This window comes from Streptomyces sp. NPDC002884, assembly GCF_040295245.1.
Lineage (GTDB): Bacteria > Actinomycetota > Actinomycetes > Streptomycetales > Streptomycetaceae > Streptomyces.
Map to the genome: position 1 here is coordinate 355,413 of NZ_JBEOVB010000007.1, position 23,811 is coordinate 379,223.

Sequence of the window (23,811 nt, forward strand, 5' to 3'; positions counted from 1 at the left end):
GGAACCACCACCCCTCAGGGGGCGCGGGGAACTGCGCGACCAGCCACAACAGACCCGCACCCGCCGGACGCCACCGAAAAACAGGCACCCGCCGGGGCGCCACCGGAAATCAGCCGCCGGCCCGCCGGAGCTACTCGCGCCCCTCCTCCAGCGCCGCCAGCGCCGGGTCCAGCACGATGTCCTCCGCACGCGCCTCGATCGTCGGCTCCTCCGGGAAATGGCAGGCCGTCAGATGGCCGTCGTGGTTGCCGGAGATACGGACCAGCGGCGGCTCCTCGACCGCGCACTTGTCCTGCGCCTTCCAGCACCGGGTCCGGAACCGGCACCCCGAGGGCGGGGCGATGGGCGAGGGCACGTCCCCGGCGAGCCGGATCCGCTCCCGTGCGGCCGTCTCCCCGCCGGCGACGTTCACCTCGGGGACCGCGGAGAGCAGCGCGTGGGTGTACGGGTGCCGGGGCCGGGTGTAGATGGAGTCGCGGTCGCCGACCTCGATGATCTTCCCGAGGTACATGACCGCCACGCGCTGGGAGAAGTGCCGTACGACGGCCAAGTCGTGGGCGATGAACAGGAACGCGATGCCGAGCTCCTGCCGGACCTGCTGGAGCAGGTTGACGACCTGCGCCTGGATGGACACGTCGAGCGCGGAGACCGGCTCGTCGGCCACGATCAGCTTCGGCTCCAGCGCCAGCGCACGGGCGACACCGATGCGCTGGCGCTGGCCGCCGGAGAACTCGTGCGGGAAGCGGTTGTAGTGCTCGGGGTTGAGACCCACGATCTCCAGCAGCTCACGTACCCGCTTCTCCCGGCCGCCCTCGGGCTCGATCCCGTTGACCTCCATCGGCCCGGAGATGATCTTGCCGACCGTCTGCCGGGGATTGAGGGAGGAGTAGGGGTCCTGGAAGATCATCTGGATCTCGGACCGGATCGGCGCCAGCTGCCGGCGCGAGGCGTGCGAGATGTCCTGCCCGCGGTAGGTGATCGTCCCGGCCGTGGGCTCCAGGAGCCGGGTGATCAGCCGGCCCGTCGTCGACTTGCCGCACCCCGACTCCCCCACCAGGCCGAAGCTCTCGCCGGCCCGCACACTCAGGTCGATGCCGTCCACGGCCTGCACCTGGCCGACCGTACGCCGGATCGGGAAGCCGCCCTTGACCGGGAAGTGCTTGGTGAGCCCCTCCACGACGAGGAGTTGCTCCCCCTCTCCGTCGGCGCCCGCCTCACGCGGGGCGGGGAGTACGAGTTCCTCTTTCTTCACGTGCTCCTCCTGGCCTTCTTCACGTGCTTGCTCCTCAAGGTCCTGCCCCTACCCCAGTCGGGGCTTGATCTCGTCCACGAAGATGGTCCGCTTCTGCTCCGCCGTGAGATGGCAGGCGGAGGCGCGGTCCGGGGCCAGCAGGGGACGTTCGGTGACACAGCGGTTGCCGCCGACCCGGTCCCGGAAGGTGCAGCGGGGGTGGAAGCGGCAGCCGGAGGGCGGGTTCAGCAGCGACGGCGGGGCGCCGGGGATGGGGGCGAGCGGAGTGCCCAGGTCCGAGTCCAGCCGGGGCATGGAGTTCAACAGACCCCAGGTGTACGGGTGTTGTGGTGAGCGCAGCACCTGCTCGGTCGTCCCGCGCTCGACCGCGCCGCCCGCGTACATCACCATGATGTCGTCGGCCATGTCGGCGATGACACCGAGGTCGTGCGTGATGAAGATGATCGCGGTGCCGAACTCCCGCTGGAGGTCCTTGAGCAGGTCGAGGATCTGCGCCTGGACGGTGACGTCGAGCGCGGTGGTCGGCTCGTCGGCGATGAGCAGGTCGGGGTCGCAGATCAGCGCCATCGCGATCATCGCGCGCTGGCGCATCCCGCCGGAGAACTGGTGGGGGTAGTCCTTCGCCCGTTCGCGGGGGTTGGGGATGCCGACCTTGCCGAGCATCTCCACCGTCCGCTCCCAGGCGGCCTTCTTCGAGGCGCCCCGGTGCTTCATGTACGGCTCGGCGATCTGCCGGCCGACGGTGTAGTACGGGGAGAGCGCGGTGAGCGGGTCCTGGAAGATCATCGCGACCTTGTTGCCGCGCAGCTTCTCCAGTTCCGACTCCCGGGCCGTGGTCAGCTCCTGACCCTCCAGCAGGATCTCGCCCTCGACGGTGGTGAACATGGGGTTGTGCAGCCCGAGGACGGTCAGGTTGGTGACGGACTTCCCGGATCCGGACTCGCCGACGATGCCGAGGGTGCGGCCGCGTTCGAGGTCGAAGGAGAGCCCGTCGACGGCCCGGACGGCGCCGTCCTCGGTGGTGAAACTGACGTGCAGGTCCCGCACCGAGAGGAACGCGCCCGCGCCGGCCGGGACGGGCGCCCCGGCCTCCTTGGTCACAGTGGTCACGACAAAGCTCCTGACGACAGTCCGGAAACGGCTAGGACAGCCGTACGCGCGGGTCGATGAAGGCGTAGCAGGCGTCGACGACGATGTTGCACAGCAGGATGACGGCGGCGGCGAAGAGCATCACGCCCAGCAGCAGCGGAAGATCGCTGAACTGCACGGATTCCACCGCGAGATGCCCGAGGCCGGGCAGTCCGAAGGTGTACTCGGTGATGATCGCGCCGCCGAGCATCGAGGAGAGGTCGATGCCGAGGATGGTGACGATCGGGATGAGGGAACCGCGCCAGGCGTACCGGAAGAAGACGTACCGCCGGCTCATCCCCTTGGCGCGGGCGGTGCGGATGTGTTCCTCCTGGAGCTGCTCGATCATCGACGAGCGCGCCATACGGGTGTACTGCGCGGCGAAGATCGTGGACAGCACGACCCAGGGGATCATCAGCCCGGTGAACCAGGCGACGGGATCCCGGGTGAGCTCGGTGTACCGGGGCTCGTCGAAGATATGGGTCTGGTAGACCAGCACGGCGAGGGCGAGCGGGCCCAGGAAGTAGATCTGCATCGAGCTGAGCACCATGGAACCTGCGGTGAACGACTTGTCGATGAGCGTGCCGCGCCGCCAGGCGGCCAGCATCCCGGTGCCGAGTCCGACGAACAGGAAGACGACGGTGGCGCCGAGCGCGAGCGAGACGGTGAGCGGCAGCCGGTCCATGAGGGTCGACCAGACCTGCTCGTTGGTGTGGTACGAGTAGCCGAAACAGGGGGCGGGGCAGGGCCCCTGGGCGAAGTCGTCCCGGCCCGCGATCAGCCCTTGCAGGAAGATCCAGAACTGCTCGGGGATCGACTTGTCGATGCCGAGCGTGCGGTGGATGTTCGCCAGCGCGTCGGGCGTGCACGTCTTGCCGCACATCAGCAGCGCCGGGTCACGGGGCATGCCGAAGAACAGCAGGAAGGCGACGACGGTCAGCAGGACCAGGATCACCAGCGAGCCGAGGGTCCGGCGAAGAAGGAAGCGCAGCATCTCAGTGGCAGCTTTCGGGCTCGTGAGGCCGGCTCGTGGAGCCGGCTCAAAGGGCCGTGCGGGCCGGTGCGCCCCGTCGCGGAAGCGGGACGGGGCGCACCGGGCGCCGCGCTCGGGAAGGGGTTACTTCACAAACAGCCTGCGCGGGTCGATGCCGCCGATGACGTCGTCGTACACGAGGCCACCGATCTTCGAACCGGCCACCTGGGTCTGCTTGTAGTACGCCGTCGGGATGTTGGAGACGACGTCCTTCACGATGTACTCGTTGATCTTGTTCCAGGCCTCGGCGGCCTTGATCGGATCCGTGATGGTGCTCGCCTTGTCGATGTCGGCGTTGACCTTCGGGTCGTTGATGTGCGAGTAGTTCGCGGCGCCGTCCTGGATCTGGCGTCCGTCGTACAGCGGCGGGATGACGGTCGAGGAGCTCGGCCAGTCGGCGCCCCACGCGGTGTGGTAGATGTCGAAGTTGTTCTCGACCTTGCCGACCTGGTCGTAGTACGTCTCGGCCGGGATCTCCTGGCGCTGGACGTCGAAGCCGGCCTTCTCCAGACCCGCGGCCATGGCGGTGGAGTACTGCTGGCCCTCAGGGGTGTTGATGTAGCCGAAGGTCAGCTTCAGACCCGTCTTGCCGGCCTTCTCCAGCAGTTCCTTGGCCTTGACCGGGTCACCGGCCGGCTTCTTCTTCTTGCCGAAGGGGTCGAAGTTCGGGTTGTAGCCGGAGACGGTCGGGCTGATCAGACCGCCGGCGACCTCGCGGGCCGCGGTACCGCCGTAGGCACGCACGAACGGGGTGATCGGCAGGGCGTAGGCGATGGCCTCGCGGACCGTCTTGTCCTGCATCTCCTTGTGGGACAGGTTGATGTCGATCTGGCCCACGTACGGCTGATAGCCGGAGACCGTACGGGACTTCAGCGTCGCGTCGGCGAGGACCTTGGACAGGTTGCCCGCGTCGACCTCGTTGTTGAAGCTGACCGCGGTGGCGTTGGCCCCGGAGTCGTCGAGGATGGCCTTGGTGGAGTCCTCGAACTGCTTGTTGAACGCGAAGTTGAACTGGTCGATGTACTGGTGCCGGATCGGGTCGGTCTTCGCGTCCCAGTTGGCGTTCTTCACCAGGACCATCGACTTGCCGGACTTGAAGTCCTGGATCTTGTACGGGCCCGCGGTCATCGGGGCCTTGTCGTACTTCTCCTTGGTGTCCTTGGCCTTCGAGACGAGCGAGTAGCCGGCCATGGCCAGGGCGTACGGCAGGTCGGGCTTGGCCTTCTTGAACTTGAAGACGATCGTCTTCGCGTCCGGCGTCTCCAGGATGGTGTCCGGCAGGTGCTTGCCGTTGTACGGGCCGTCCTTGAGCAGGTCGCGGTACGCGGTGCCCGGCGTGTCGGCGAGCCACTGCTGGATGAAGGTCGGGCCGTTGGCGACGAACGGCGCGAACAGCCGCTCGAAGGTGTGACGCACGTCGGTGGCGGTGATCGCGGAGCCGTCGGCCCACTTGACCCCGTCCTTCAGCGTGTACTTCCAGGTCTTGCCGCCGTCGGTGGTGGTCCCGCTGTCGGTGGCCAGGTCGCCGACGACCTCGTGCTTCTTGCCGTCGTCACCGGTCGCCTTGTAGCCGGTCAGACCGCGGTGGATGAGCTGCGACAGCGCCATCTCGTCGGAGACGTAGATCTGCCCGGGGTCGAGGTGCGCGTAGCTGTCTCTCTGGAGAACGGTGACCGCGCCTCCGGGTTTGGCGCCGGGGACCTCGGCGGCCGGGCCCGTCGAGGCCTTCACGTCGCCGAAGTCGATGGAGGACTGCTGGCGTTGGGCGTTCTCCTTGTCGTCCTTGTTGCTGCCTTCCTTGCTGCCGCCCTCGCTGCAACCGGAGAGCACGAGCGCTCCCGCAGCGACCAGCGAGAGCGCGGCGTACGCGCGGCGTCCACCCTTACCCATCACTCGTTTCCCACCCATCTCTGTGAGTCCAGCAGTCTGTGAGTCCAAAGAACGTGATGTGCGGATCAGCGCGCCGTCTTGGGGTCGAAGGCGTCCCTGACCGAGTCCCCGAGCAGGTTGAACGCCACGATGAAGATGATCATCGAGACGCCGGGGAAGAACATGTAGGTGATGTCGTTCTGCATCACGAGTTCGGTCGCCGCCTTGGAGAACATCTGGCCCCAGTCCGGCGTCGGTTCGACCAGTCCCACCCCGAGGAAGGACAGACCGGCCTCGGCGGTCACGAAGTTCGGCAGCATGTAGGTGGCCTGCACCAGGATCGGCGTGACCACGTTGGGCAGGATCTCCTTGCGGATGATCCGCCCCGGCGGCGCCCCGCTCACCTTGGCGGCCTCGATGAACTCCCGTTCCCGCAGGGCGAGGCTGGTGCCGCGCAGGATGCGGCCGAGGCTCATCCAGCCGAGGACCCACTGCACCGAGATCAGGGCGACGACCCGGACGTAGACGGGCGTCTCGTCGCGCGGGCTGACGAACAGGGAGACCACGACCGGCATGCTCGCGATGAAGAACAGCTGGGCCGGAATGGCGAGCAGGAAGTCGATCACCCGGCTGATCAGGAAGTCCGTCCTGCCGCCGAGATAGCCGGCCGCGACCCCGAGGACGATGCCGGTCAGCACGGTGGCGACGGTGACCGCGAGGGAGATGCCCAGGGAGTTGCGGATGCCGTAGAGCAACTTGGTGAACACGTCGTAGCCGTTGCCCGGTTCGAGGCCGAACCAGAACTCGCCGCTGATCCCGCCGTTGGGCTGCACCGGCACACCCGCGCTGTCGAACAACTCCGGCCGCTCGTCCGCGAACACGGTGTACGGGTTCTTGCCGTAGAGCTTCGAGATCAGCGGGGCGAGCAGGCCGACCAGGAAGAAGAACAGCACGACGTAGGCCGAGATCACGCCCGTACGGTCCCGCTTGAAGCGGAGCCACATGAGCTGACCGGGAGACCGGCCCACGGGCACCCTGGCCTCGGGTGCCGACGCCGGGTCCTGGTCGCCGTCGACCACGACCGACGTACCGCCGCCGTCGATGTCGGTAGGACTTGTCACAGTTCGCCCATTTCACTTCACGGGTGTGGGTGTGCCGAGCCGGCGACGGACGCGGGCTGCCGCGTGATCGCCGATCGGTGCATGAAGGGACGCCGGCGCGCGCCGGACGGACGGCACGGAAGAAGCCGCAGCCGGACGCGCGTAGCCGAACGGCCGCAGTCGGCGGCCGGACGTCAGGTCAGTGACAGTCGCCGCGGGCGTGGGCGGACAGACCGGTGCTGGACCGCATGGGCAGCTTGACTGGCATGGGGATCCTCCTTGTGACTCCACGTGTTCACCGACAGGAGGGGGCGCTCGTCCGACCTCCGACACCCCTGACGGAGGGTCAGACACCCCCTGGTGCTCGCGAGTCGGCGCTGTCCCCACAGCGCGAGACCCATTGACCCGAGCGTTACGCGGCTAACTATCTGGCATGCGCCATGTGCCGACCACCGTCTTTAAATCTCAATTCAGTCACAGCTGACGCCTAGATCTTCCAAAATCCGGACAAAGTCTCTGGCGCGAGAAGGCCGCGAAACGGACTTGTTACATGGGTATCGGGCGAGGATCACCGCATTTCGGACAGAGGTCACCGCGAGAGCCCCGAAAAACGGGTTGCAGAAAGCCCGGGTGTCCCCATGCTGGGGACACCCGGGCTTCAGAGTGTGCTGTGGTGCCGAACTACCCGCGGATCAGCCGTGCTTGGCGCGGCTGGCGGAGCGGGCGCGGTCGCGCTGGTCGAGCACGACCTTGCGGATGCGAACCGCCTCCGGGGTCACCTCGACGCACTCGTCGTCACGGCAGAACTCCAGCGACTGCTCGAGCGACAGCTTGCGCGGCGGCACGATCGCCTCGAACGAGTCGGCCGCGGCGGAGCGCATGTTGGTGAGCTTCTTCTCCTTGGTGATGTTCACGTCCATGTCGTCGGCGCGGGAGTTCTCGCCGACGATCATGCCCTCGTACACCTCGGTGCCGGGGTCGGTGAACAGCACGCCGCGCTCCTGGAGGTTCGTCATCGCAAAGGCGGTGACGGCGCCCGCGCGGTCGGCGACCAGCGAACCGTTGTTACGGGTCGTCAGGACGCCGAACCACGGCTCGTGGCCCTCGTGGATGGAGTGGGCGATGCCCGTGCCGCGCGTGCCGGTCAGGAACTCGGTCCGGAAGCCGATGAGGCCGCGGGACGGAACGACGAACTCCAGACGGACCCAGCCCGAACCGTGGTTGGACATGTTGTCCATCCGGCCCTTGCGGACGCCCATGAGCTGCGTGACCGCGCCCATGTGCTCCTCGGGGACGTCGATCGTCATGCGCTCGACCGGCTCGTGGACCTTGCCGTCGATCTCCTGGGTGACCACCTGGGGCTTGCCGATGGTCAGCTCGAAGCCCTCACGGCGCATCTGCTCGACCAGGATGGCCAGCGCCAGCTCGCCGCGGCCCTGCACCTCCCAGGCGTCGGGACGCTCGGTGTCCAGGACGCGGAGCGAGACGTTGCCGACCAGCTCGCGGTCCAGGCGGTCCTTGACCTGACGGGCGGTGACCTTGCGGTCCTTGACCGCGGCCTTGGCCGAGGCACCCTTGCCCGTGCCGCCGCGGCCGACCAGCGGCGAGGTGTTCGTGCCGATGGTCATGGAGATCGCCGGCTCGTCGACCGTGATCAGCGGCAGCGCGATCGGGTTCTCGGGGTCGGCGAGGGTCTCACCGATCATGATGTCCGGGATACCGGCCACGGCACAGATGTCACCGGGGCCCGCCATCTCGGCCGGCTTGCGGGTGAGCGCCTCGGTCATCAGCAGCTCGGTGATGCGCACGTTGGACAGGGTGCCGTCGCGCTTGATCCAGGTGACCGTCTGGCCCTTGCGCAGCTCGCCCTGCTCGACGCGCAGCAGCGCGATACGGCCGAGGAAGTTGTCGGCGTCCAGGTTGGTGACGTGCGCCTGGAGCGGGGCCTCGGTGTCGAACTGCGGGGCCGGGACGTGCGAGAGGATCGTGGAGAAGAACGGCTCCAGGCTGTCGCTGTCCTGCGGGACCGTGCCGTCCTCCGGCTTGGTCAGCGAGGCGACACCGTCACGCGCACACGCGTAGACGATCGGGAACTCGATCTGGTCCTCGTCGGCGTCCAGGTCCAGGAAGAGGTCGTAGGTCTCGTTGACGACCTCGTCGATCCGGGAGTCCGCCCGGTCGGTCTTGTTGATGCACAGGATGACGGGCAGACGCTGCTGGAGCGCCTTGCGCAGCACGAAGCGGGTCTGCGGCAGCGGTCCCTCGGAGGCGTCCACCAGCAGCACGACGGCGTCGACCATCGACAGGCCGCGCTCCACCTCGCCGCCGAAGTCGGCGTGACCGGGGGTGTCGATGATGTTGATGGTGATGACGTCCCCCCCGTCCTTGGGGTGGTACTTCACCGCCGTGTTCTTGGCGAGGATCGTGATGCCCTTCTCACGCTCCAGGTCGTTCGAGTCCATCATGCGGTCGTCGAGCGACTCGGCAGCGTGCGCGGCGAAGGCACCGGCCTGCTTGAGCATGGCATCGACCAGAGTCGTCTTGCCGTGGTCGACGTGGGCGACGATGGCTACGTTGCGAATGTCGTGGCGCGTGGCCATAAAGCGGCGTTCTCCCGGAGTGTGAGGGCGACCCTGCTGCGTACATCTGTGTTACGCGGGCCCTGCCGGGCTCACGCCACGGCCTCACCCCATGGTACGTGGCCCGGCGGGGGACGGCCCCCGCAGGGCCACTCGGCTCGGTTCACGCGCGGCGCGCGCTCACTTCCCGGAGGGGCTCGCGGAGGCCTTCGCCCCCTTCGTGACGCCCTTCTTCAGGAAGCCGATGTCCTGGTAGACGGGGGTCTGGAAGCCGAAGGCACCCGCGTTGACCACGTTCTTCCGTACCGCGGTGAGCTGCGGGCGCTGATAGAGAGGAATCGATCCGGCAGCTGCCCAGATACGGGAGTCGGCCTTGCGGATCAGGGACCGTTTCTCGTCCTCGTCCAGCGTCGAGACCGCCTGCTCGAACAGATGATCGACCTGGTCGGTGCCCACCCGGGTGTAGTTCTGCTCGACGCTCAGCGAGCCGTCGGCGGCCGGCACCGGCTTGGCGTAGATCGGCCGGGCGTCGGTGGCGGGGAAGGCGGATCCGGGCCAGGAGTACAGCGCGAGGTCGTACTGACCGGAGGCGATGTGGTCCTTGAAGTAGCTCTCGTCCGAGACCTTGGTGATGTCCGTGCCGATGCCGACCTTCGCCAGCATCCGCGTGATCCGCTCGGCGACCGCCGCGAGCGGCTCCGACCCCGGGCCGGACGGCAGCACGAACCGCAGGCTGAGCGCCTTGCCGTCCTTGGCCAGCGCCTTGGCCCGGGCGCCGGCCGGCGCGGCCGTGCCCTTCGGGGCGTAGGCGCCGGGAGCGCCGCCCTGGGGCACCTGCTTGTACTGCTTGCCGTCCTGGGCGAGCTGCCGTCCGCCGCCGTCGCTCCTGCGCGCGCTCGCCCCCTTGTCGTCCGCACCGACGATGTACGTGCCGTCGCCGTCCGCGGAGTCGTCGTCGGAGTCCGCCTTCTTCCCCTCCGACCCGGCCGCCTTCTCGCCCTTCTCCTGCTTCTTGACCGGGCCTCCGGGCACCCACCCGGCGTCCGCGAGCAGCGCCTGCGCCTCGGTGGTGTCCTGGCCGCCGAGCGCCCCGCTGTTGTCGGCGTACGCGTCCTGCCCGGCCAGTGCCAGATGGCTGCCGACGGGCTCCGCGGGCAGCCCCAGCGGCTTCAGCACGACCTTGGCCAGTGCCTTGCGGTCCAGCGCGCGGGCGACGGCCCGCCGCACCCGCTCGTCCGCCAGCGGTCCGTCCGCGCCGTTCAGCGCCAGCTGCGTGTACGCCGGCTCCAGCGATCTGCGCACCTCGAAGTCGCGCAGCGCCTTCTGCTGCCCTTCCCACTTCGCGACCGCCTTGCGCAGCTCGGTGCGGGCGTCGGCCTCGTCCTCGGCCTCCTCCTCGTCCGAACCGTGGGCGAGCGCCCAGGAGCGCAGCGCCTTCGCGGCGGTGCGCTCGGAGCCGGGACCGGCGAGCGGTCCGGCCGTGCCGTTCGCGGCGCCGTCGACGCGCTGCGCGGCGGCCGGGTCGATCTCGGCCAGATCGATCTTCCCGGCGGCCAGCTCGGTCGCCCGCTCGTCCCTCGGGACGGCCGTCAGCACGATCTCGGAGAGCTTGGCCGGCCGGCCCCACCAGCGGGTGTTGCGGGTGAGGCGGACCTGCTCCTTCTTGCGGTCGACCTTCTTCACCACGAACGGCCCGGCGGTCACCTTCAGCTTGCGGCGCGCCCCGTCGTTGAAGGCGTCGGGCGTGCCCATGACGTCCTTCGGGTACAGCGGGGAGAACAGCGACCGCCAGTCGGCGTAGGTCCGCTTGAAGGTGACCCGGACCTCCAGGTCGTTGGCCCCGCGCTCGACCTTCTCGATGCGCTCGTAGCCGGCGTTGCGGGCGGTCCAGTAGGCGCTGTCCTTGCCCGCCAGGGCACGCCACTGGGCGGCGAAGTCGGCGGCGCCGATCTCCCGGCCGTCGCTCCAGACGGCCTGCTGGTTCAGCTTGTACAGGACGACCTGCTTGGGCTCGGTGTCGACGACCTTCGCGGACTCCAGGTAGTCGGCGTCGCGCTGCGGCCGCCCGGTCGCGTCGAGCCGGTACATCGAGGGCAGGACGGCCTGGGCGACCCGGGTGGTCGTGGCGTCGGCGTCCGACTGGAAGGTGTTGAAGGTCTCCGGCACCGCGTCCACGGCCCAGCGCAGCGTGCCGCCCTCGGCGATCCGGGCGCGGCCGGCCGGGGCGATGTCCTGGCGGGCCAGGGGCTTGCCTGCCTCGTCCGCGGAGCCGCAGCCGGACAGCAGGGGCACCGCGAGCGCGCCCGCGGTGAGGAAGGCGACCGAGCGCATCACCGCGCGCGGGCCGACGCCGTCGTGGGACATCTCTGGTACCTCCGGTGAGCCGCTGCCGCCGGTGACCCGAACACCCCGGAAACCTGGACGCGAATACGTCGACGCGGGTGCGTTTTGATCACGTTTGGCGGTATTTTGGAGTTGATCAGATCTATGGCTCACTGAAGAGGAAAGGGTTCGCCTGCCGTGGGCGACACGGCGGCAGGGCCTTCCAAGGCCACTCGTGCGGAGCAACGCACCCGCCAATCGCTGCACACGCCTTCACATCGACCGGTGTGACGCGCAACACTCGCAGGCGCATGAACGTTGCCGTCCAGGGCCCAGCCCCCACGGAAGCGAGGACTGCTCATGTCCGTGCACGACGACCTCACAACGGCCCAGCGCTGTCTCGACGACCTCTCCCGGTCCGTCGGCCGCCTGGAGCAGCAGCTCGGCAGCACCGGCCTGGAAATGCGCCGGGTGCGTACCGACGCCGACCATCTGAGGGAGAGCGTCGCGCTGCTGCGCGAGGCCGCCTCCCAGCCCGGGTCGTCACGCAGGCCCGAGCTCGTCACCATCCCCGACACCCCGTACGACGACTCCCTGTGGATCGACACGGACGACGAGGGACTCGGCGCCCGGGGCCGGCACGCCCCCTGACCCGACCGGAGTCCTGACTTGGCCACTGGTACGGAACCCTCACCCACGGACCATCGTCCCCCGAGCGGCGTACGCGGCGCCGGACGCGCCGCCATCGCCGCTCCCCATCTGCGGACCGACCGCTGGTGGCTGGCTCCCGCCGCCACCGCCGCCGGTCTGCTGGCGTTCATCGTCTACTCGACCTGGCGGGCCTTCGCGAACGCGGACTACTACGCGGCGCCGTACGTCTCGCCGTTCTTCTCCCCGTGTCTGGCGGAGAACTGCCAGAGCATGCGGTCCGGCCCCAACTGGGACCTGTTCGGCAGCTGGTGGAGCCTCTCCCCGGCGATCCTCATCCTGATCTTCCCGCTCGGCTTCCGCCTGACCTGCTACTACTACCGCAAGGCCTACTACCGCGGCTTCTGGGCGTCCCCGCCCGCCTGCGCGGTGGCCGAACCGCACAAGAAGTACACCGGCGAGACCCGCTTCCCGCTGATCCTGCAGAACATCCACCGGTACTTCTTCTACGCGGCGATCCTCGTCGCCGGGATCCTGACGTACGACACCGTGCTCGCCTTCCGAGACGAGCACTACGCGTGGGGCCACATGGGCCTCGGGACCCTGGTCTTCCTGGTCAACATCACGCTGATCTGGGCGTACACGATCTCCTGCCACTCCTGTCGGCACATCGTCGGCGGCCAGCTGAAGCACTTCTCCCGGCACCCCGTGCGCTACCGGGCCTGGCGGTTCGTGGGGAAGCTGAACGCCCATCACATGCTGCTGGCATGGGTGTCGCTGGTGAGCGTGTCGCTCGCCGACTTCTACGTGTATCTCGTCGCGTCCGGTGCCTTCGACGATCCGAGGTTTTTCTAGATGAGTGGGGCCTGCTGATGTCCGTGGTCGACCGCCAGGAGTGGGACGTCGTCGTGGTCGGCGCGGGAGGCGCCGGACTGCGTGCCGCCATCGAGGCGCGCGAACGCGGCGCCCGCACCGCCGTCATCTGCAAGTCGCTGTTCGGCAAGGCGCACACGGTGATGGCCGAGGGGGGCATCGCGGCGGCCATGGCCAACGCCAACGAGCACGACAGCTGGCAGGTCCACTTCCGCGACACCCTGCGCGGCGGCAAGTTCCTCAACCAGTGGCGGATGGCCGAGCTGCACGCTCAGGAGGCCCCGGACCGGGTGTGGGAGCTGGAGACCTGGGGCGCCCTCTTCGACCGCACCAAGGACGGCCGGATCTCCCAGCGCAACTTCGGCGGCCACGAGTACCCGCGCCTCGCGCACGTCGGCGACCGTACGGGCCTGGAGCTGATCCGCACGCTCCAGCAGAAGATCGTCTCGCTCCAGCAGGAGGACCATCGCGAGACCGGCGACTACGAGTCCCGGCTGAAGGTCTTCCAGGAGTGCACGGTCACCCGGGTCCTCAAGGACGGTTCACGCGTGAGCGGGGTGTTCGCCTACGAGCGCGAGACCGGCCGGTTCTTCGTCCTCCAGGCGCCCTCCGTGGTGATCGCGACGGGCGGCATCGGCAAGTCCTTCAAGGTGACGTCGAACTCGTGGGAGTACACGGGCGACGGCCACGCGCTGGCCCTGCTCGCCGGTGCTCCGCTGCTCAACATGGAGTTCGTGCAGTTCCACCCGACGGGCATGGTCTGGCCGCCGTCGGTGAAGGGCATCCTCGTCACCGAGTCGGTGCGCGGCGACGGCGGGGTGCTCAGGAACTCCGAGGGCAAGCGGTTCATGTTCGACTACGTCCCGGACGTCTTCAAGGAGAAGTACGCCGAGTCGGAGGAGGAGGGCGACCGCTGGTACGAGGATCCGGACCACAACCGGCGACCGCCCGAGCTGCTCCCGCGTGACGAGGTGGCCCGCGCCATCAACTCGGAGGTGAAGGCCGGCCGCGGCTCCCCGCACGGCGGGGTCTTCCTGGACGTGTCGACACGGATGCCCGCCGAGGTCATCAAACGCCGGCTGCCCTCCATGTACCACCAGTTCAAGGAGCTGGCCGACGTCGACATCACGGCGGAGGCCATGGAGGTCGGACCGACCTGTCACTACGTGATGGGCGGTATCGCCGTCGACTCCGAGACGGCGGCCGCCCGCGGGGTGCCGGGGCTGTTCGCGGCCGGCGAGGTGGCCGGCGGCATGCACGGCTCCAACCGGCTCGGCGGCAACTCCCTCTCCGACCTGCTGGTGTTCGGCCGCCGGGCGGGACTGCACGCGGCGCGGTACTCGTCGGACCTCGTCCGGGGACGCCCGGCGGTGGACGACGAACAGATCGACGCGGCGGCCGCGGAGGCGCTCCGGCCGTTCTCCGCGGAGGGCCCCGGGGACCGGGCGGACCACGCGCCGGAGAACCCGTACACCCTCCACCAGGAACTCCAGCAGACCATGAACGACCTGGTCGGCATCATCCGCCGCGAGGGCGAGATGGCACACGCCCTGGAGAAGCTGGCCGAGCTGCGGGTACGGGCCCAGCGGGCCGGCGTCGAGGGGCACCGGCAGTTCAACCCCGGCTGGCACCTGGCACTCGACCTGCGCAACATGCTGCTGGTCAGCGAGTGCGTGGCCCGGGCGGCGCTGGAGCGCACCGAGTCGCGCGGCGGGCACACCCGGGAGGACCACCCGACGATGGAACGCCCATGGCGCAACGTCAACCTGCTGTGCGCGCCGGCCGACCCCACCGGAGTCCTGGCGGCGACGGATCCCGTCCGCAGCCGGATCGCCCTCACCCGCGAGAACACCGAACCCATCCGCCCCGACCTGCTCGCCCTCTTCGAGAAAGAGGAGCTGGTCAAGTACCTCACCGAAGAGGAGCTGTACGAGTGAGCAGCTACGAGGCCCGCTTCCGGGTGTGGCGGGGCGACATCGAGGGCGGCGGCCTGAAGGACTTCGAGGTCGAGGTCAACGACGGTGAGGTGGTCCTGGACATCGTCCACCGCCTCCAGTCCACCCAGGCGCCCGATCTCGCCGTCCGCTGGAACTGCAAGGCGGGCAAGTGCGGTTCGTGCTCCGCGGAGATCAACGGGCGGCCCCGGCTGCTCTGCATGACCCGCATGTCGGTGTTCGACCGCGAGGAGACGATCACCGTCACACCGCTGCGCGCCTTTCCGGTGATCCGCGATCTCGTCACCGACGTCGGCTTCAACTACCGCAAGGCGAGGGAGGTTCCGGCGTTCGTGCCGCCCGAGGGGGTCGGCCCCGGCGAGTACCGGATGTTCCAGGAGGACGTGGACCGTTCGCAGGAGTTCCGCAAGTGCATCGAGTGCTTCCTGTGCCAGGACACCTGCCATGTCGTCCGCGACCACGAGGAGAACAAGACGGCGTTCGCGGGGCCCCGCTTCCTCATGCGGGTCGCCGAACTGGACATGCACCCGCTGGACGCGGCCGAGGAGAGCGGCCTGGACCGCGGGCGCACGGCCCAGGACGAACACGGCCTCGGCTACTGCAACATCACCAAGTGCTGCACGGAGGTCTGCCCCGAGGGCATCAAGATCACGGACAACGCGCTGATCCCCTTGAAGGAACGCGCGGTCGACCGCAAGTACGACCCGCTGGTGTGGCTGGGATCGAAGATCAGGAGGCGCTCGTCGTAGAGGCCGGGGGCAGCCGGGGGGTGCGTCCGGGACGCTGGGCGAGCGTCTGGACGCCGAGCCCGGCGAGGTTGACGGCCATCCCGGCGGGCGGAACGTACAAGTTGACCGCCAGGTCGTGGGAGGCCATCGGGCCCAGGAACATGAAGAGGCCCAGGCCCAGGGCGCTCATCAGGGCTCCGACACCCCACAGCCGCGGCCGCAGCACCCGCCTGCGGCCGAACGGCGGCACCCACTCCCGTGTGACGGCCGCGATACCGACCACCGCCATGACCGTCACACAGACGACGGCCGTGACCACCAGACTCCAGTGCAGCATGCGCCCATGATCCCACCCGGACCGGGACGAGGGGAGGGCTCCGACGGGACTGCCGGATCTACCGGACCCAGCCCTCCTCGTACGACGTCCAGTCCTGCTCGGTGGCCGCGAAGTCCACGTACGCGGCGACGCCGAAGTTCTTACGGTCGGCGTCGGTACGGGACAGCCCCAGCCGGACGCCCCGGACGGCGGCGGCGACGGTCTCGGCGTGATTCCAGTGGCCGAACCGGTTCTCGTGGTAGAAGGGCAGGCCCATCAGGAGGTCGGTGGAGGCCGGCGTGACCTCCAGGGCCAGCGAGGTCTGCTGGGCGACGTAACCGCCGTACGTGCTCTGGAGCGGCTGCATGGTGTCGTACGACATCACGGCGATCTGGTCGACGCGGCGGGCGACCTGGCCGAAGAACTTCTGCGACCACCACTTGGGGTGTCCTGTGGTCGTGCCCCAGAAGGAGTGGAAGCCGGGGACCGGGTCGATCTGGTGGGCCGCGACGGAGAGTTGGGCGTTCTGTGCCCGGGTGACGGCACGCAGGTCGTCCAGGAGGCCGAGGTAGTCGCCGTCGTCGGAGTGGAGCGGCTCGAGGTCGAAGTGGGCGCCCTGGAAGCCGGCGGCGAGGATCTCGCGGGTGGACCGCACGACCGCGGCGCGGGTCTCGGCCCGCTCCAGCCGCATACCGTTAGGGCTCTCGCTGGCGAGGACGTCGCCGAGCCAGGCCTGGACGCGGAGCTTCGGCGCTTCCCGGTGGACGGTGGCTATGAACCGGCCCGCGCCCGCGTAAGCGGAGGCGGGGAGGGCGCCGTTGTGCTCCAGGGGGCCCGCGTGGACGTACAGGTCGCGGATGCCGGTCTTCCCGAGGCGGTCGGCCAGGGCCTTGACGTCGGCGTCGGTCTTACGGCCGTCGACCCAGGCGTGGCCCAGCCAGATGGCGTCCTTGCCCCGGGTGTACGTGCCGTCGGCCGGGTCGCCCAGGTAGTTCACCCGGAGGGCGGTCTCGGCGGCGAGGACCGGGACCAGGAGGAGCAGGACCAGGGCGAGGACGGTACGACGCACCAGGCGTCCGCGACGCCCGCGCCGGCGAACCGTCCCGGCCGCGGGATCGTCGCCGGTCCCGCTCCCCTCGGCGCCGCCGGTGTCACCCGCGCCACCCGTGCCTCCGGCACCTCCCGCAACGCTCACGCCGTCCGCCGCAACAGGCTCTCCCGACACCTCAGCCGGGCCCGTCTCCGGCTCCGGCTCCGGCTCCGGCTCCGGCTCGGACTCGGGCTCGGACTCGGGCTCGGGCTCGGACTCGGGCTCGGACTCGGGCTCGGACTCGGACTCGGACTCGGGCTCGGGCTCGGACTCGGACTTGGGCTCGGACTCGGGCTTGGACTTGGACTCGGACTCGGGCGTCGGCTCCCCCTTCACCTCCGCCGCTGTGCCGGTCGCCCTCTCCTTCTCGGGCTCCGCCTCCGGCTCCGTCGCCGTCTCCGTGCCGGTCTCCGTCTCCGTGCCGGTCCCCGTCCCCGATTTCGTGTCCGTCCGACCCGGTGGCCGTTCCATCGCGGTTCCCCCCTCGCGTGCCGTTCCGTCCCACCGCCCCCGACTCGGGTGCATCCCGGTCGCGTCGCCGTAATCGCGGCCATACGCTCCCAAATGTGACCTCTTCCTTGCTCCGAGGCCGGCCGCGGCGTGCCAAGTCGCACATATCCGTGCGGGTGGCGCATGCCGTGCTGGGCGGGGCGGTCGGGGTCGTGTGGCTGGTGTTGCCAGGGATGACGTCGGGTGGCGACACTCCGGTTGCGATCAAGAACCCGGCGCCCGGCGCGAGCGCCGCCGCGGCCGAGGCCGACGAAAGGTCCACCGTCGATCTGGTGCTGCCGCTCGTGGCGGTCGGCGCGGCCGGGGCGATCGCCGGGTACGGGTACGTACGGCGCGTCCGGCGCACCCGCGCCCGGACGACCCCCGGCGGGGTCGGCAGCCCACCGCCGCCGGGGTCGTCGCCGCCCCTCGCCGCCCTCGACGAACAGGCCTGCGCGGCGCTGGTCGAGGCCGACAACCGGATCCGGGCGGCGCGCGCCGAGCTCGGCTTCGCCGATGCCCTGTGCGCCGCCGAGGACCTGGAGACCTTCCGCCGGGCCGTCCGCGAGGCGGAGACCGAACTCGCCGCCGCGTTCCGGATGCGGCAGCGGTACGACGAGGGGGTGCCGGCGGAGGAGGCGGCCCGGGGGCACGCGCTCGCCGGAATCGTCGGACGGTGTGCGGAGGCCGGGCGGCGGCTGGACTCCGTGGCCGGGGAGTTCGGGCGGCTGCGGGGACTGGAACAGGGGCTGGGTGAGGCGTTGGGGGTCGCCGAGGGCCGGTTCCGGGAGCTGGCGGGGCGCGCCGCGGCCTCGGAGGCGGTCCTCGCCGGGCTCCATGGCCGGTACGCGCCGATCGCCACCGCCGCCGTCACCGGGAGCGTCGAACAGGCCAAGGACCGCCTCCTGTTCGCCACCGTCCGGCTGAACCAGACCCGGCAGTCGGCCGATTCGGGACGGCCGGAACGGGCGGCCCGGCAACTGCGGGCCGCCGAGGGCGCCGTCGCCCAGGCGGCCGTCTTCGTCGAGGGCGTCGACCGGCTGGCCGCGGAGCTGCGGTCGGCCGAACGGACCGTGCCGGCCGCTCTCACGGGCGCGGAGGCGGAACTGGCCTGGGTCAGACGACAGGCGGAGCCGGCCGGACGCCCCGAGCCGAGCGCGCCCCCCGGTGCCACCGGGACGGCCCCGGGCGGGTTCCAGGTCCGGTTGGTGCACGCCGACGCCGTGCTCGGCTCCGTGCGGCAGGAGTTGACGGGCGGGCAGCCCGGGGATCCCGTCGGGGTGCTGCGCCGGGTCGTACGGGCTGTCGCGCCGGTCGCCTCGGGGCGGGCCGGGGTGCTGCCGGCCGCCGCTCTCATCACCGCCCGCACCGCCACCGCCGCCGCGGCCGACTTCGTCGCGACGCACCGGGGCGCGGTCGGCGCCATCGCGCGCACCCGGCTGGCGGAGGCGGAACGGCTCCTCGCCACGGGGGACCCGGCGGACCGCCCGCCCGCCGACGTCCTCGCCCTGGAGGCCCGGGAGCTGGCCGAGCGCGACGTGCGGGCGCACGGGAACCCGTACGTGGGTGCCGCGGGCGCCGAAGTGACGGCCGGCACCGGCGGGGCCGTGCTCGGCGGCATCGTCCCGGCCGAGGACCCCGAGGACGGGACGCCCGCGGGCTTCGCCGGCCCGGCGCGGCCCGCCCGGGCGGCGCGGATCCCCGAGTGACCGTCGGCCCTTCGCCGGAGAGGGCCGGAAAGCGGTCGGCAGGCGGTCGGGACAGAGGGCCCTCGGGGCAGGGGCCGGGACAGGGGTCGGAGTCGGAGTCGGGACCGGGACCGGGTCGGAACGGGTTCAGAACAGGCTCAGCAACGCCTCCGCCGGGTCCGCCAGACCCGTCTCGCCGTCCGGCAGCGGGAGTTCGAACCACACCGTCTTGCCGCGCGGAGTACGGCGCGAGCCCCAGGCCGCCGACAGCAGGCCCACGAGCTGGAGGCCCCGGCCGCCCTCGTCGGTGTCCCGGGCGCGGCGGCGGCGCGGCTGGACGAGGCCCGCGTCCCAGACCTCGCACACCAGCGTGCGGTCGAGGAGCAGCCGGAGTCTGATCTCGCCCTCGCCGTACCGCAGCGCGTTGGTGACCAGCTCACTGACCAGCAGTTCCGTCGTGTCGACCAGGGGGTCGAGGCCCCAGGACAGCAGCTGGACGCGGGCGTGCTCCCGGGCCCGGCCGACACTGCGCGGTTCGCGCGGCAGGGTCCAGTCGCCGACCGAGTCGACGGGCAGGCCCTGCACGCGTGCCATCAGCAGCGCGATGTCGTCCTCGCCGTGGTGCGAGTCGAGGGTGTTGAGGACGTGGTCACAGACGTCCTCCAGAGGCGCGGAGGGGTCGGTGAGAGCCCCCACGAACGCGTTGAGACCCTCGTCCAGCGGGTGGTCGCGCGATTCGACCAGTCCATCCGTGTAGAGCGCCAGCAGAGCGCCTTCGGGAAGTTCGACCTCCACCTCCTCGAAGGGCTCACCGCCCACGCCGAGCGGCATGCCGGGCGGCACGTCGAGCATCAGCGCCGGTTCCCCGGGTTCGACGAGCACCGGGGGCAGATGGCCCGCGTTGGCGAACGTGCAGCGCCGGGTCACCGAGTCGTAGACCGCGTACACACAGGTCGCGAGGTACACCTCGGACAGGTCGGCCTCACGAGGGCGGCGGGCGGCCCGGGTGGCCTGCTGGACGCCTCCCGGGGTGCCGAGGCCGCGCGCGATCTCGTCCAGCGCGGAGAGGACCTCGGCCGGTTCCAGGTCCAGCAGCGCCAGCGTCCGGACGGCCGTGCGCAGTTCGCCCATCGCGACCGCCGCCCGCAGCCCGCGGCCCATCACGTCGCCCACCACCAGCGCCGTGCGGTGGCCGGGCAGTTCGATGACGTCGAACCAGTCGCCGCCGACCTCGCTGGGGCGGCCCATGGACACGTTGCCGGGAAGGTAGCGGCAGGCGATGTCCAGGCCCGAGGCGACCGGGTCCCCTGGCGGCAGCAGCGACCGTTGCAGTATCAGCGCCCGTTCGTGCTCCCGCCGGTACAGGCGCGCGTTGTCGATACAGACCGCGGCCCGCGCCGCCAGCTCCACGGCCAGATCGCGGTCCCGGTCGCCGAACGGCTCGCTGCCCTTCGTCCGGGAGAACTGCGCGAGGCCGACGACGGTGTCGTGGGCGACCATCGGGACGGCGAGGGTGGACTGCACGAGGCCGCCCTCCTCGCCGGGGATGGCCTGCGGGCGGGCGGTGCGCAGGGCGTCCGCGCAGGGCGAGTTGAACGGGAAGTGGTGGACCGCGCCGACCGCGACGGGCGCGCCGGCGCCGGGGAAGGGGGCGTCGGAGACGGCGGAGGAGAAGGCGACCCGGCGCAGTTCGGCGCTGCCGTCGGCGAGGCCGGGCGGGGTCTCGTCGCCGGCCAGGAGGCCCTGGTAGAGGTCCACGGTGGCGAGATCGCAGAAGCCGGGCACGACGACGTCGAGGAGTTCGCGCGCGGTCGTCTCCAGGTCGAGGGAGTTCCCTATGCGGGCGCCCGCCTCGTTCAGCAGGGCGAGATTGCGCCGGGCCGCGGCGGCCTCGCGGGCGGCGGCGCGGCGGGCGGTGATGTCGGTGCCGAGCCAGGCGATGCCGATGGGCCGGCCGGTGCCGCTGTGCACGCGGTAGAGGTTGATCGACCAGTGCCGGCGCTCGTCGGAACCCGGCACGTATCCGGTGACGTGCATGTCGGTGATGGAGTCGCCGGTCTCGAGAACCCTGCGCAGGGTCGCGCTGACCCGGTCGGCCTCGGGCCGGGGCAGGTAGTCGTGGACTCCCTTGCCGCGGTGGTCGTCGGGGGTGCCGCCGAAGATCGAGGCGAACCGGTGGTTGGCGCGGCGGACCCGCAGGTCGGGATCGATCAGCAGAAAGCCGAACGGGGATTGGCCGAAAATGGCCTGCGAGGCGGCGAGGTCGGTCTCGATGCTGCGGAGCGTGCGGACGTCGACGACGATGCACACGGCGGCCTTCTCGCCGTCCACGCTGCGCGTCGGCATGACGTAGACCTCGGCGAGGCCCTTCTCGCCGCGTCCGCCGCCGGGCACCGGGTCCGGCGTCCGGAAGGGGACCACGCCGGTCCACTCCCGCCCGTCGAGGATCTCGGCCATCTTGCGCTGGCCGCGTTCGCGCAGTTCGGGGTCGATGAACGCGTCGATGGGGTCCATGCCGACGGCCCGGTCGGCCGGGATGCCGAAGATCTGCTCGGCGCGCAGGCTCCACTGGTCGACGAGGCCGTCGGGGCCGATCGAGAACGAGGCGACCTTGATGTAGTCGTAGATCGAGCCGGGCGGACTGCTCTGCCACATGGCGTCACCGGGCGTCGCCGCCTCGCCCGGGCCGTCGGCGAGGCCGTGCGCGGCATCGGCGGCGAGCGCACTCGCGGCCCTCGCCCTCGCGCCGCCCGACGGGTCCTCGGACTCCGTGGCCTTCGCTGGTATCTCGCTCACGCGAACCGTCCCCTCCAGCTCACCGCGTCCGGCACCGGTCACCGGCGGCGGCTGCCCGCAGTATCCAGCACTACGGGTCCGCACGACACGGTGTTCACGATCACAGCACGGTCCAGGCGTTTTTTGGACCGTCCCGCGACAACACTTCCAGTCTTCTAACCAGCGGACACGTCGTCGAATCGCCTCTTCCGGGACCGGTCCGAGACCGGAACCGAACGGGCGACACCGCAAGGCCCGCTGTACACCGGCTCATCCCCGCGAGAAGCCCCGTCAACCCGGCACCGCCAGTTCGAACCACACCGTCTTGCCGGTACCCCCGGGCCGGGTACCCCAGCGGCGCGAGGAGGAGGCCACCAGCTGCAGTCCGCGCCCGCTCTCGTCCTCGGGCCGGGCGATCCGTTCGCGGGGCGGGTCCGGCAGCGGGTCGGAGACCTCGACCAGCAGGACGCCCGCCAGTCCGGCGGGGCGGACCAGACGGAGGCCGATGGGGCCGGTCGCGTGCCGCAGGGCGTTGGTGACCAGCTCGCTGACCAGCAGCGCAGCGATGTCGCTCAGGCTGTCGAGGCCCCAGCCGTGCAGCTGGCCGCGGACCGCGCCACGGGCGGTGCGCACCGCACCGGGGTCCGCGGGGAACGTCCACTCGGCGCAGTCTCCGTCGGTGTCGATCACGCCGATCACTTCCCGGGCCAGCGAGTACACCCATGTCCGGTTTCGTGGGGTTAATGGCCACATACCCGATATTCGGGAGGCAGTACCGCACAGCAGGGCGCACTGTGGCACAAACGGCGTACGCGACGGCCCGCCCCTGACCGGAGCGCCCCCGCATCGACCCGACGACACTCGACGCGCCCCGGGCTCGGCGACTCGGCGGCTCGGCGGTTCAGCGGCTCGGCGGCTCGGCGGCTCGGCGGCTCGGCGGCTCGGCGACAGGACCCTCGCCGGCGGGCGCCGGATCAGCGGGTGCCGGTGCCGAGTTTCGGGAGTGCTTCGCGGACCGCCGGCACGTCCTGGTCCAGCCAGTCGACGTCCCAGATCTCGGCCGGGGCGAGCCAGCGCAGGGCGTCATGGTCCTGGAGGGGCTCGGGAGCGGCGGAGCCGGGGCGCAGGCGGGCGGTCCACACCTGGAGGACGTAGGGCGCCGCGAGCGGCCACTCACCGGGGACGCGTTCGACGGTCTCGGCGTCGACGCCGAGTTCCTCGCGCAGTTCGCGCACGAGGGCCGTCTCGGGCGCCTCCCCCACCTCGACCTTGCCGCCGGGCAGTTCCCAGCGCCCGGCGAGTTCCGGGGGTGCGCTGCGGCGCGCGGCCAGCAGGCGGCCGGCGTCGAGCAGGGCGGCTCCCACCACCACGGTCCGTTCCGTCATGGGCCGGAGCCTACGGGACCGCACGGAACGTCAGTTCCGGGTGCCGTCCCCGTTCTGCGCCTGGCCCTGGCTCTGCCCCTGCGCCTGTGTCTGCGCCTGGCCGATGAGCTCGACCCAGTAGAGCTGCTTGTGGCCGCGACTGTCGAGGCTGTCCGCGATCTTCTGAGCCTCGGCCCGGGTCGCGTACCTGCCCACGCGGTAGCGATTGCCGTTGTCGTCCTGCCGTATGACGAGCCAGGGCAGAGAGATGGTGCTGTCGTTCATCGCCCCCCACTCCCCCTTCTCGCACCGGCCCGCTCGGATCCCGTCCGCGACACGCCTCGCGCCCCGCCCTCTAAGGAAACCGCAATCCGCATATGCCCGAGCGTACGCCTTACCTTTACGCACCGAACACGACTTTGCACAAAGAGGTACGCAACCAGCCAAGACGCAGGGGGCGCACGAGACCGAACGCGCCGTGCGCGCGCCGCGATGCCTCCGGTCGGCGGGGTTCCGGGCACCTACGGGACGACCTGCGGGAACAACCGGAAACGACCGGATTCCGACGGCGCGCGGACGGCTCCACAGCGGGCGGATACCGG

Annotated in this window: 18 protein-coding genes; 5 read left to right on the plus strand and 13 right to left on the minus strand. The window is 70.6% G+C overall.

Features of this window, described 5'->3' with window-relative positions:
- Window positions 1–130: 130 nt before the first annotated feature.
- The 7 genes from ABT070_RS18140 to ABT070_RS18170 form a co-directional block, all read right to left on the minus strand.
- Window positions 131–1,252, minus strand: a complete 1,122-nt coding sequence (locus ABT070_RS18140) for an ABC transporter ATP-binding protein (protein WP_351761344.1) — start codon at window positions 1,250–1,252, stop codon at window positions 131–133.
- Between the two features lie 48 nt (window positions 1,253–1,300).
- On the minus strand, window positions 1,301–2,362 hold the full coding sequence (locus ABT070_RS18145; protein WP_351761347.1) for an ABC transporter ATP-binding protein: 1,062 nt from the start codon (window positions 2,360–2,362) through the stop codon (window positions 1,301–1,303).
- Between the two features lie 31 nt (window positions 2,363–2,393).
- On the minus strand, window positions 2,394–3,374 hold the full coding sequence (locus ABT070_RS18150) for an ABC transporter permease (protein ID WP_351761349.1): 981 nt from the start codon (window positions 3,372–3,374) through the stop codon (window positions 2,394–2,396).
- A gap of 123 nt (window positions 3,375–3,497) precedes the next feature.
- Entirely contained in the window at window positions 3,498–5,303 is a 1,806-nt protein-coding gene (locus ABT070_RS18155; protein WP_351761352.1) for an ABC transporter substrate-binding protein, read from the minus strand.
- A gap of 65 nt (window positions 5,304–5,368) precedes the next feature.
- Window positions 5,369–6,403 carry an ABC transporter permease gene (locus tag ABT070_RS18160; protein ID WP_351761355.1) on the minus strand — a complete coding sequence of 345 codons (1,035 nt, stop codon included), beginning with the start codon at window positions 6,401–6,403 and terminating at the stop codon, window positions 5,369–5,371.
- Window positions 6,404–7,074: 671 nt separating this feature from the next.
- Window positions 7,075–8,982, minus strand: coding sequence for a translational GTPase TypA (typA, locus tag ABT070_RS18165; protein ID WP_351761358.1), 1,908 nt, complete (start codon window positions 8,980–8,982; stop codon window positions 7,075–7,077).
- A gap of 159 nt (window positions 8,983–9,141) precedes the next feature.
- Window positions 9,142–11,325 carry an ABC transporter family substrate-binding protein gene (locus ABT070_RS18170; RefSeq protein ID WP_351761361.1) on the minus strand — a complete coding sequence of 728 codons (2,184 nt, stop codon included), beginning with the start codon at window positions 11,323–11,325 and terminating at the stop codon, window positions 9,142–9,144.
- Window positions 11,326–11,643: 318 nt separating this feature from the next.
- Here ABT070_RS18170 and ABT070_RS18175 point away from each other — a divergent pair, with 318 nt between their 5' ends.
- The 4 genes from ABT070_RS18175 to ABT070_RS18190 are packed head-to-tail and all read left to right on the plus strand — an operon-like array spanning window position 11,644 to window position 15,508.
- Window positions 11,644–11,934, plus strand: coding sequence for an Rv0250c family protein (locus tag ABT070_RS18175; RefSeq protein WP_020127964.1), 291 nt, complete (start codon window positions 11,644–11,646; stop codon window positions 11,932–11,934).
- Window positions 11,935–11,952: 18 nt separating this feature from the next.
- Window positions 11,953–12,786, plus strand: a complete 834-nt coding sequence (gene sdhC, locus ABT070_RS18180) for a succinate dehydrogenase subunit SdhC (protein ID WP_351761364.1) — start codon at window positions 11,953–11,955, stop codon at window positions 12,784–12,786.
- Between the two features lie 17 nt (window positions 12,787–12,803).
- Window positions 12,804–14,741 (plus strand): fumarate reductase/succinate dehydrogenase flavoprotein subunit, encoded by a 1,938-nt coding sequence (locus tag ABT070_RS18185; protein WP_351761367.1) that lies wholly within the window; start codon window positions 12,804–12,806, stop codon window positions 14,739–14,741.
- Window positions 14,738–15,508, plus strand: coding sequence for a succinate dehydrogenase/fumarate reductase iron-sulfur subunit (locus ABT070_RS18190; RefSeq protein ID WP_351761370.1), 771 nt, complete (start codon window positions 14,738–14,740; stop codon window positions 15,506–15,508). Before ABT070_RS18185 ends, ABT070_RS18190 begins: the two co-directional genes overlap by 4 nt.
- Here ABT070_RS18190 and ABT070_RS18195 read toward each other — a convergent pair.
- Together ABT070_RS18195 and ABT070_RS18200 are read right to left on the minus strand one after the other, a co-directional pair.
- Window positions 15,489–15,824, minus strand: coding sequence for a hypothetical protein (locus ABT070_RS18195; protein WP_351761372.1), 336 nt, complete (start codon window positions 15,822–15,824; stop codon window positions 15,489–15,491). The two genes, ABT070_RS18190 and ABT070_RS18195, sit on opposite strands and share 20 nt — an antisense overlap.
- Before the next feature lie 58 nt (window positions 15,825–15,882).
- Window positions 15,883–17,028, minus strand: a complete 1,146-nt coding sequence (locus ABT070_RS18200; protein ID WP_351761468.1) for a glycoside hydrolase family 18 protein — start codon at window positions 17,026–17,028, stop codon at window positions 15,883–15,885.
- Between the two features lie 431 nt (window positions 17,029–17,459).
- Between ABT070_RS18200 and ABT070_RS18205 the strand changes: the two genes are divergently transcribed.
- Entirely contained in the window at window positions 17,460–19,091 is a 1,632-nt protein-coding gene (locus ABT070_RS18205) for a hypothetical protein (RefSeq protein ID WP_351761374.1), read from the plus strand.
- Window positions 19,092–19,217: 126 nt separating this feature from the next.
- Here ABT070_RS18205 and ABT070_RS18210 read toward each other — a convergent pair whose 3' ends face one another.
- The 4 genes from ABT070_RS18210 to ABT070_RS18225 all read right to left on the minus strand — a co-directional run bounded on the left by ABT070_RS18210 (window position 19,218) and on the right by ABT070_RS18225 (window position 23,494).
- Entirely contained in the window at window positions 19,218–21,866 is a 2,649-nt protein-coding gene (locus ABT070_RS18210; RefSeq protein WP_351761377.1) for a SpoIIE family protein phosphatase, read from the minus strand.
- Window positions 21,867–22,136: 270 nt separating this feature from the next.
- Complete coding sequence (locus ABT070_RS18215) at window positions 22,137–22,565, minus strand: ATP-binding protein (protein WP_351761380.1); 429 nt, start codon at window positions 22,563–22,565, stop codon at window positions 22,137–22,139.
- Between the two features lie 254 nt (window positions 22,566–22,819).
- A complete protein-coding gene (locus ABT070_RS18220; RefSeq protein WP_351761383.1) occupies window positions 22,820–23,230 on the minus strand; it encodes a (deoxy)nucleoside triphosphate pyrophosphohydrolase in 411 nt (136 codons plus the stop codon).
- 30 nt (window positions 23,231–23,260) lie between these two features.
- A complete protein-coding gene (locus ABT070_RS18225) occupies window positions 23,261–23,494 on the minus strand; it encodes an SPOR domain-containing protein (protein WP_351761385.1) in 234 nt (77 codons plus the stop codon).
- Window positions 23,495–23,811: the final 317 nt, after the last annotated feature.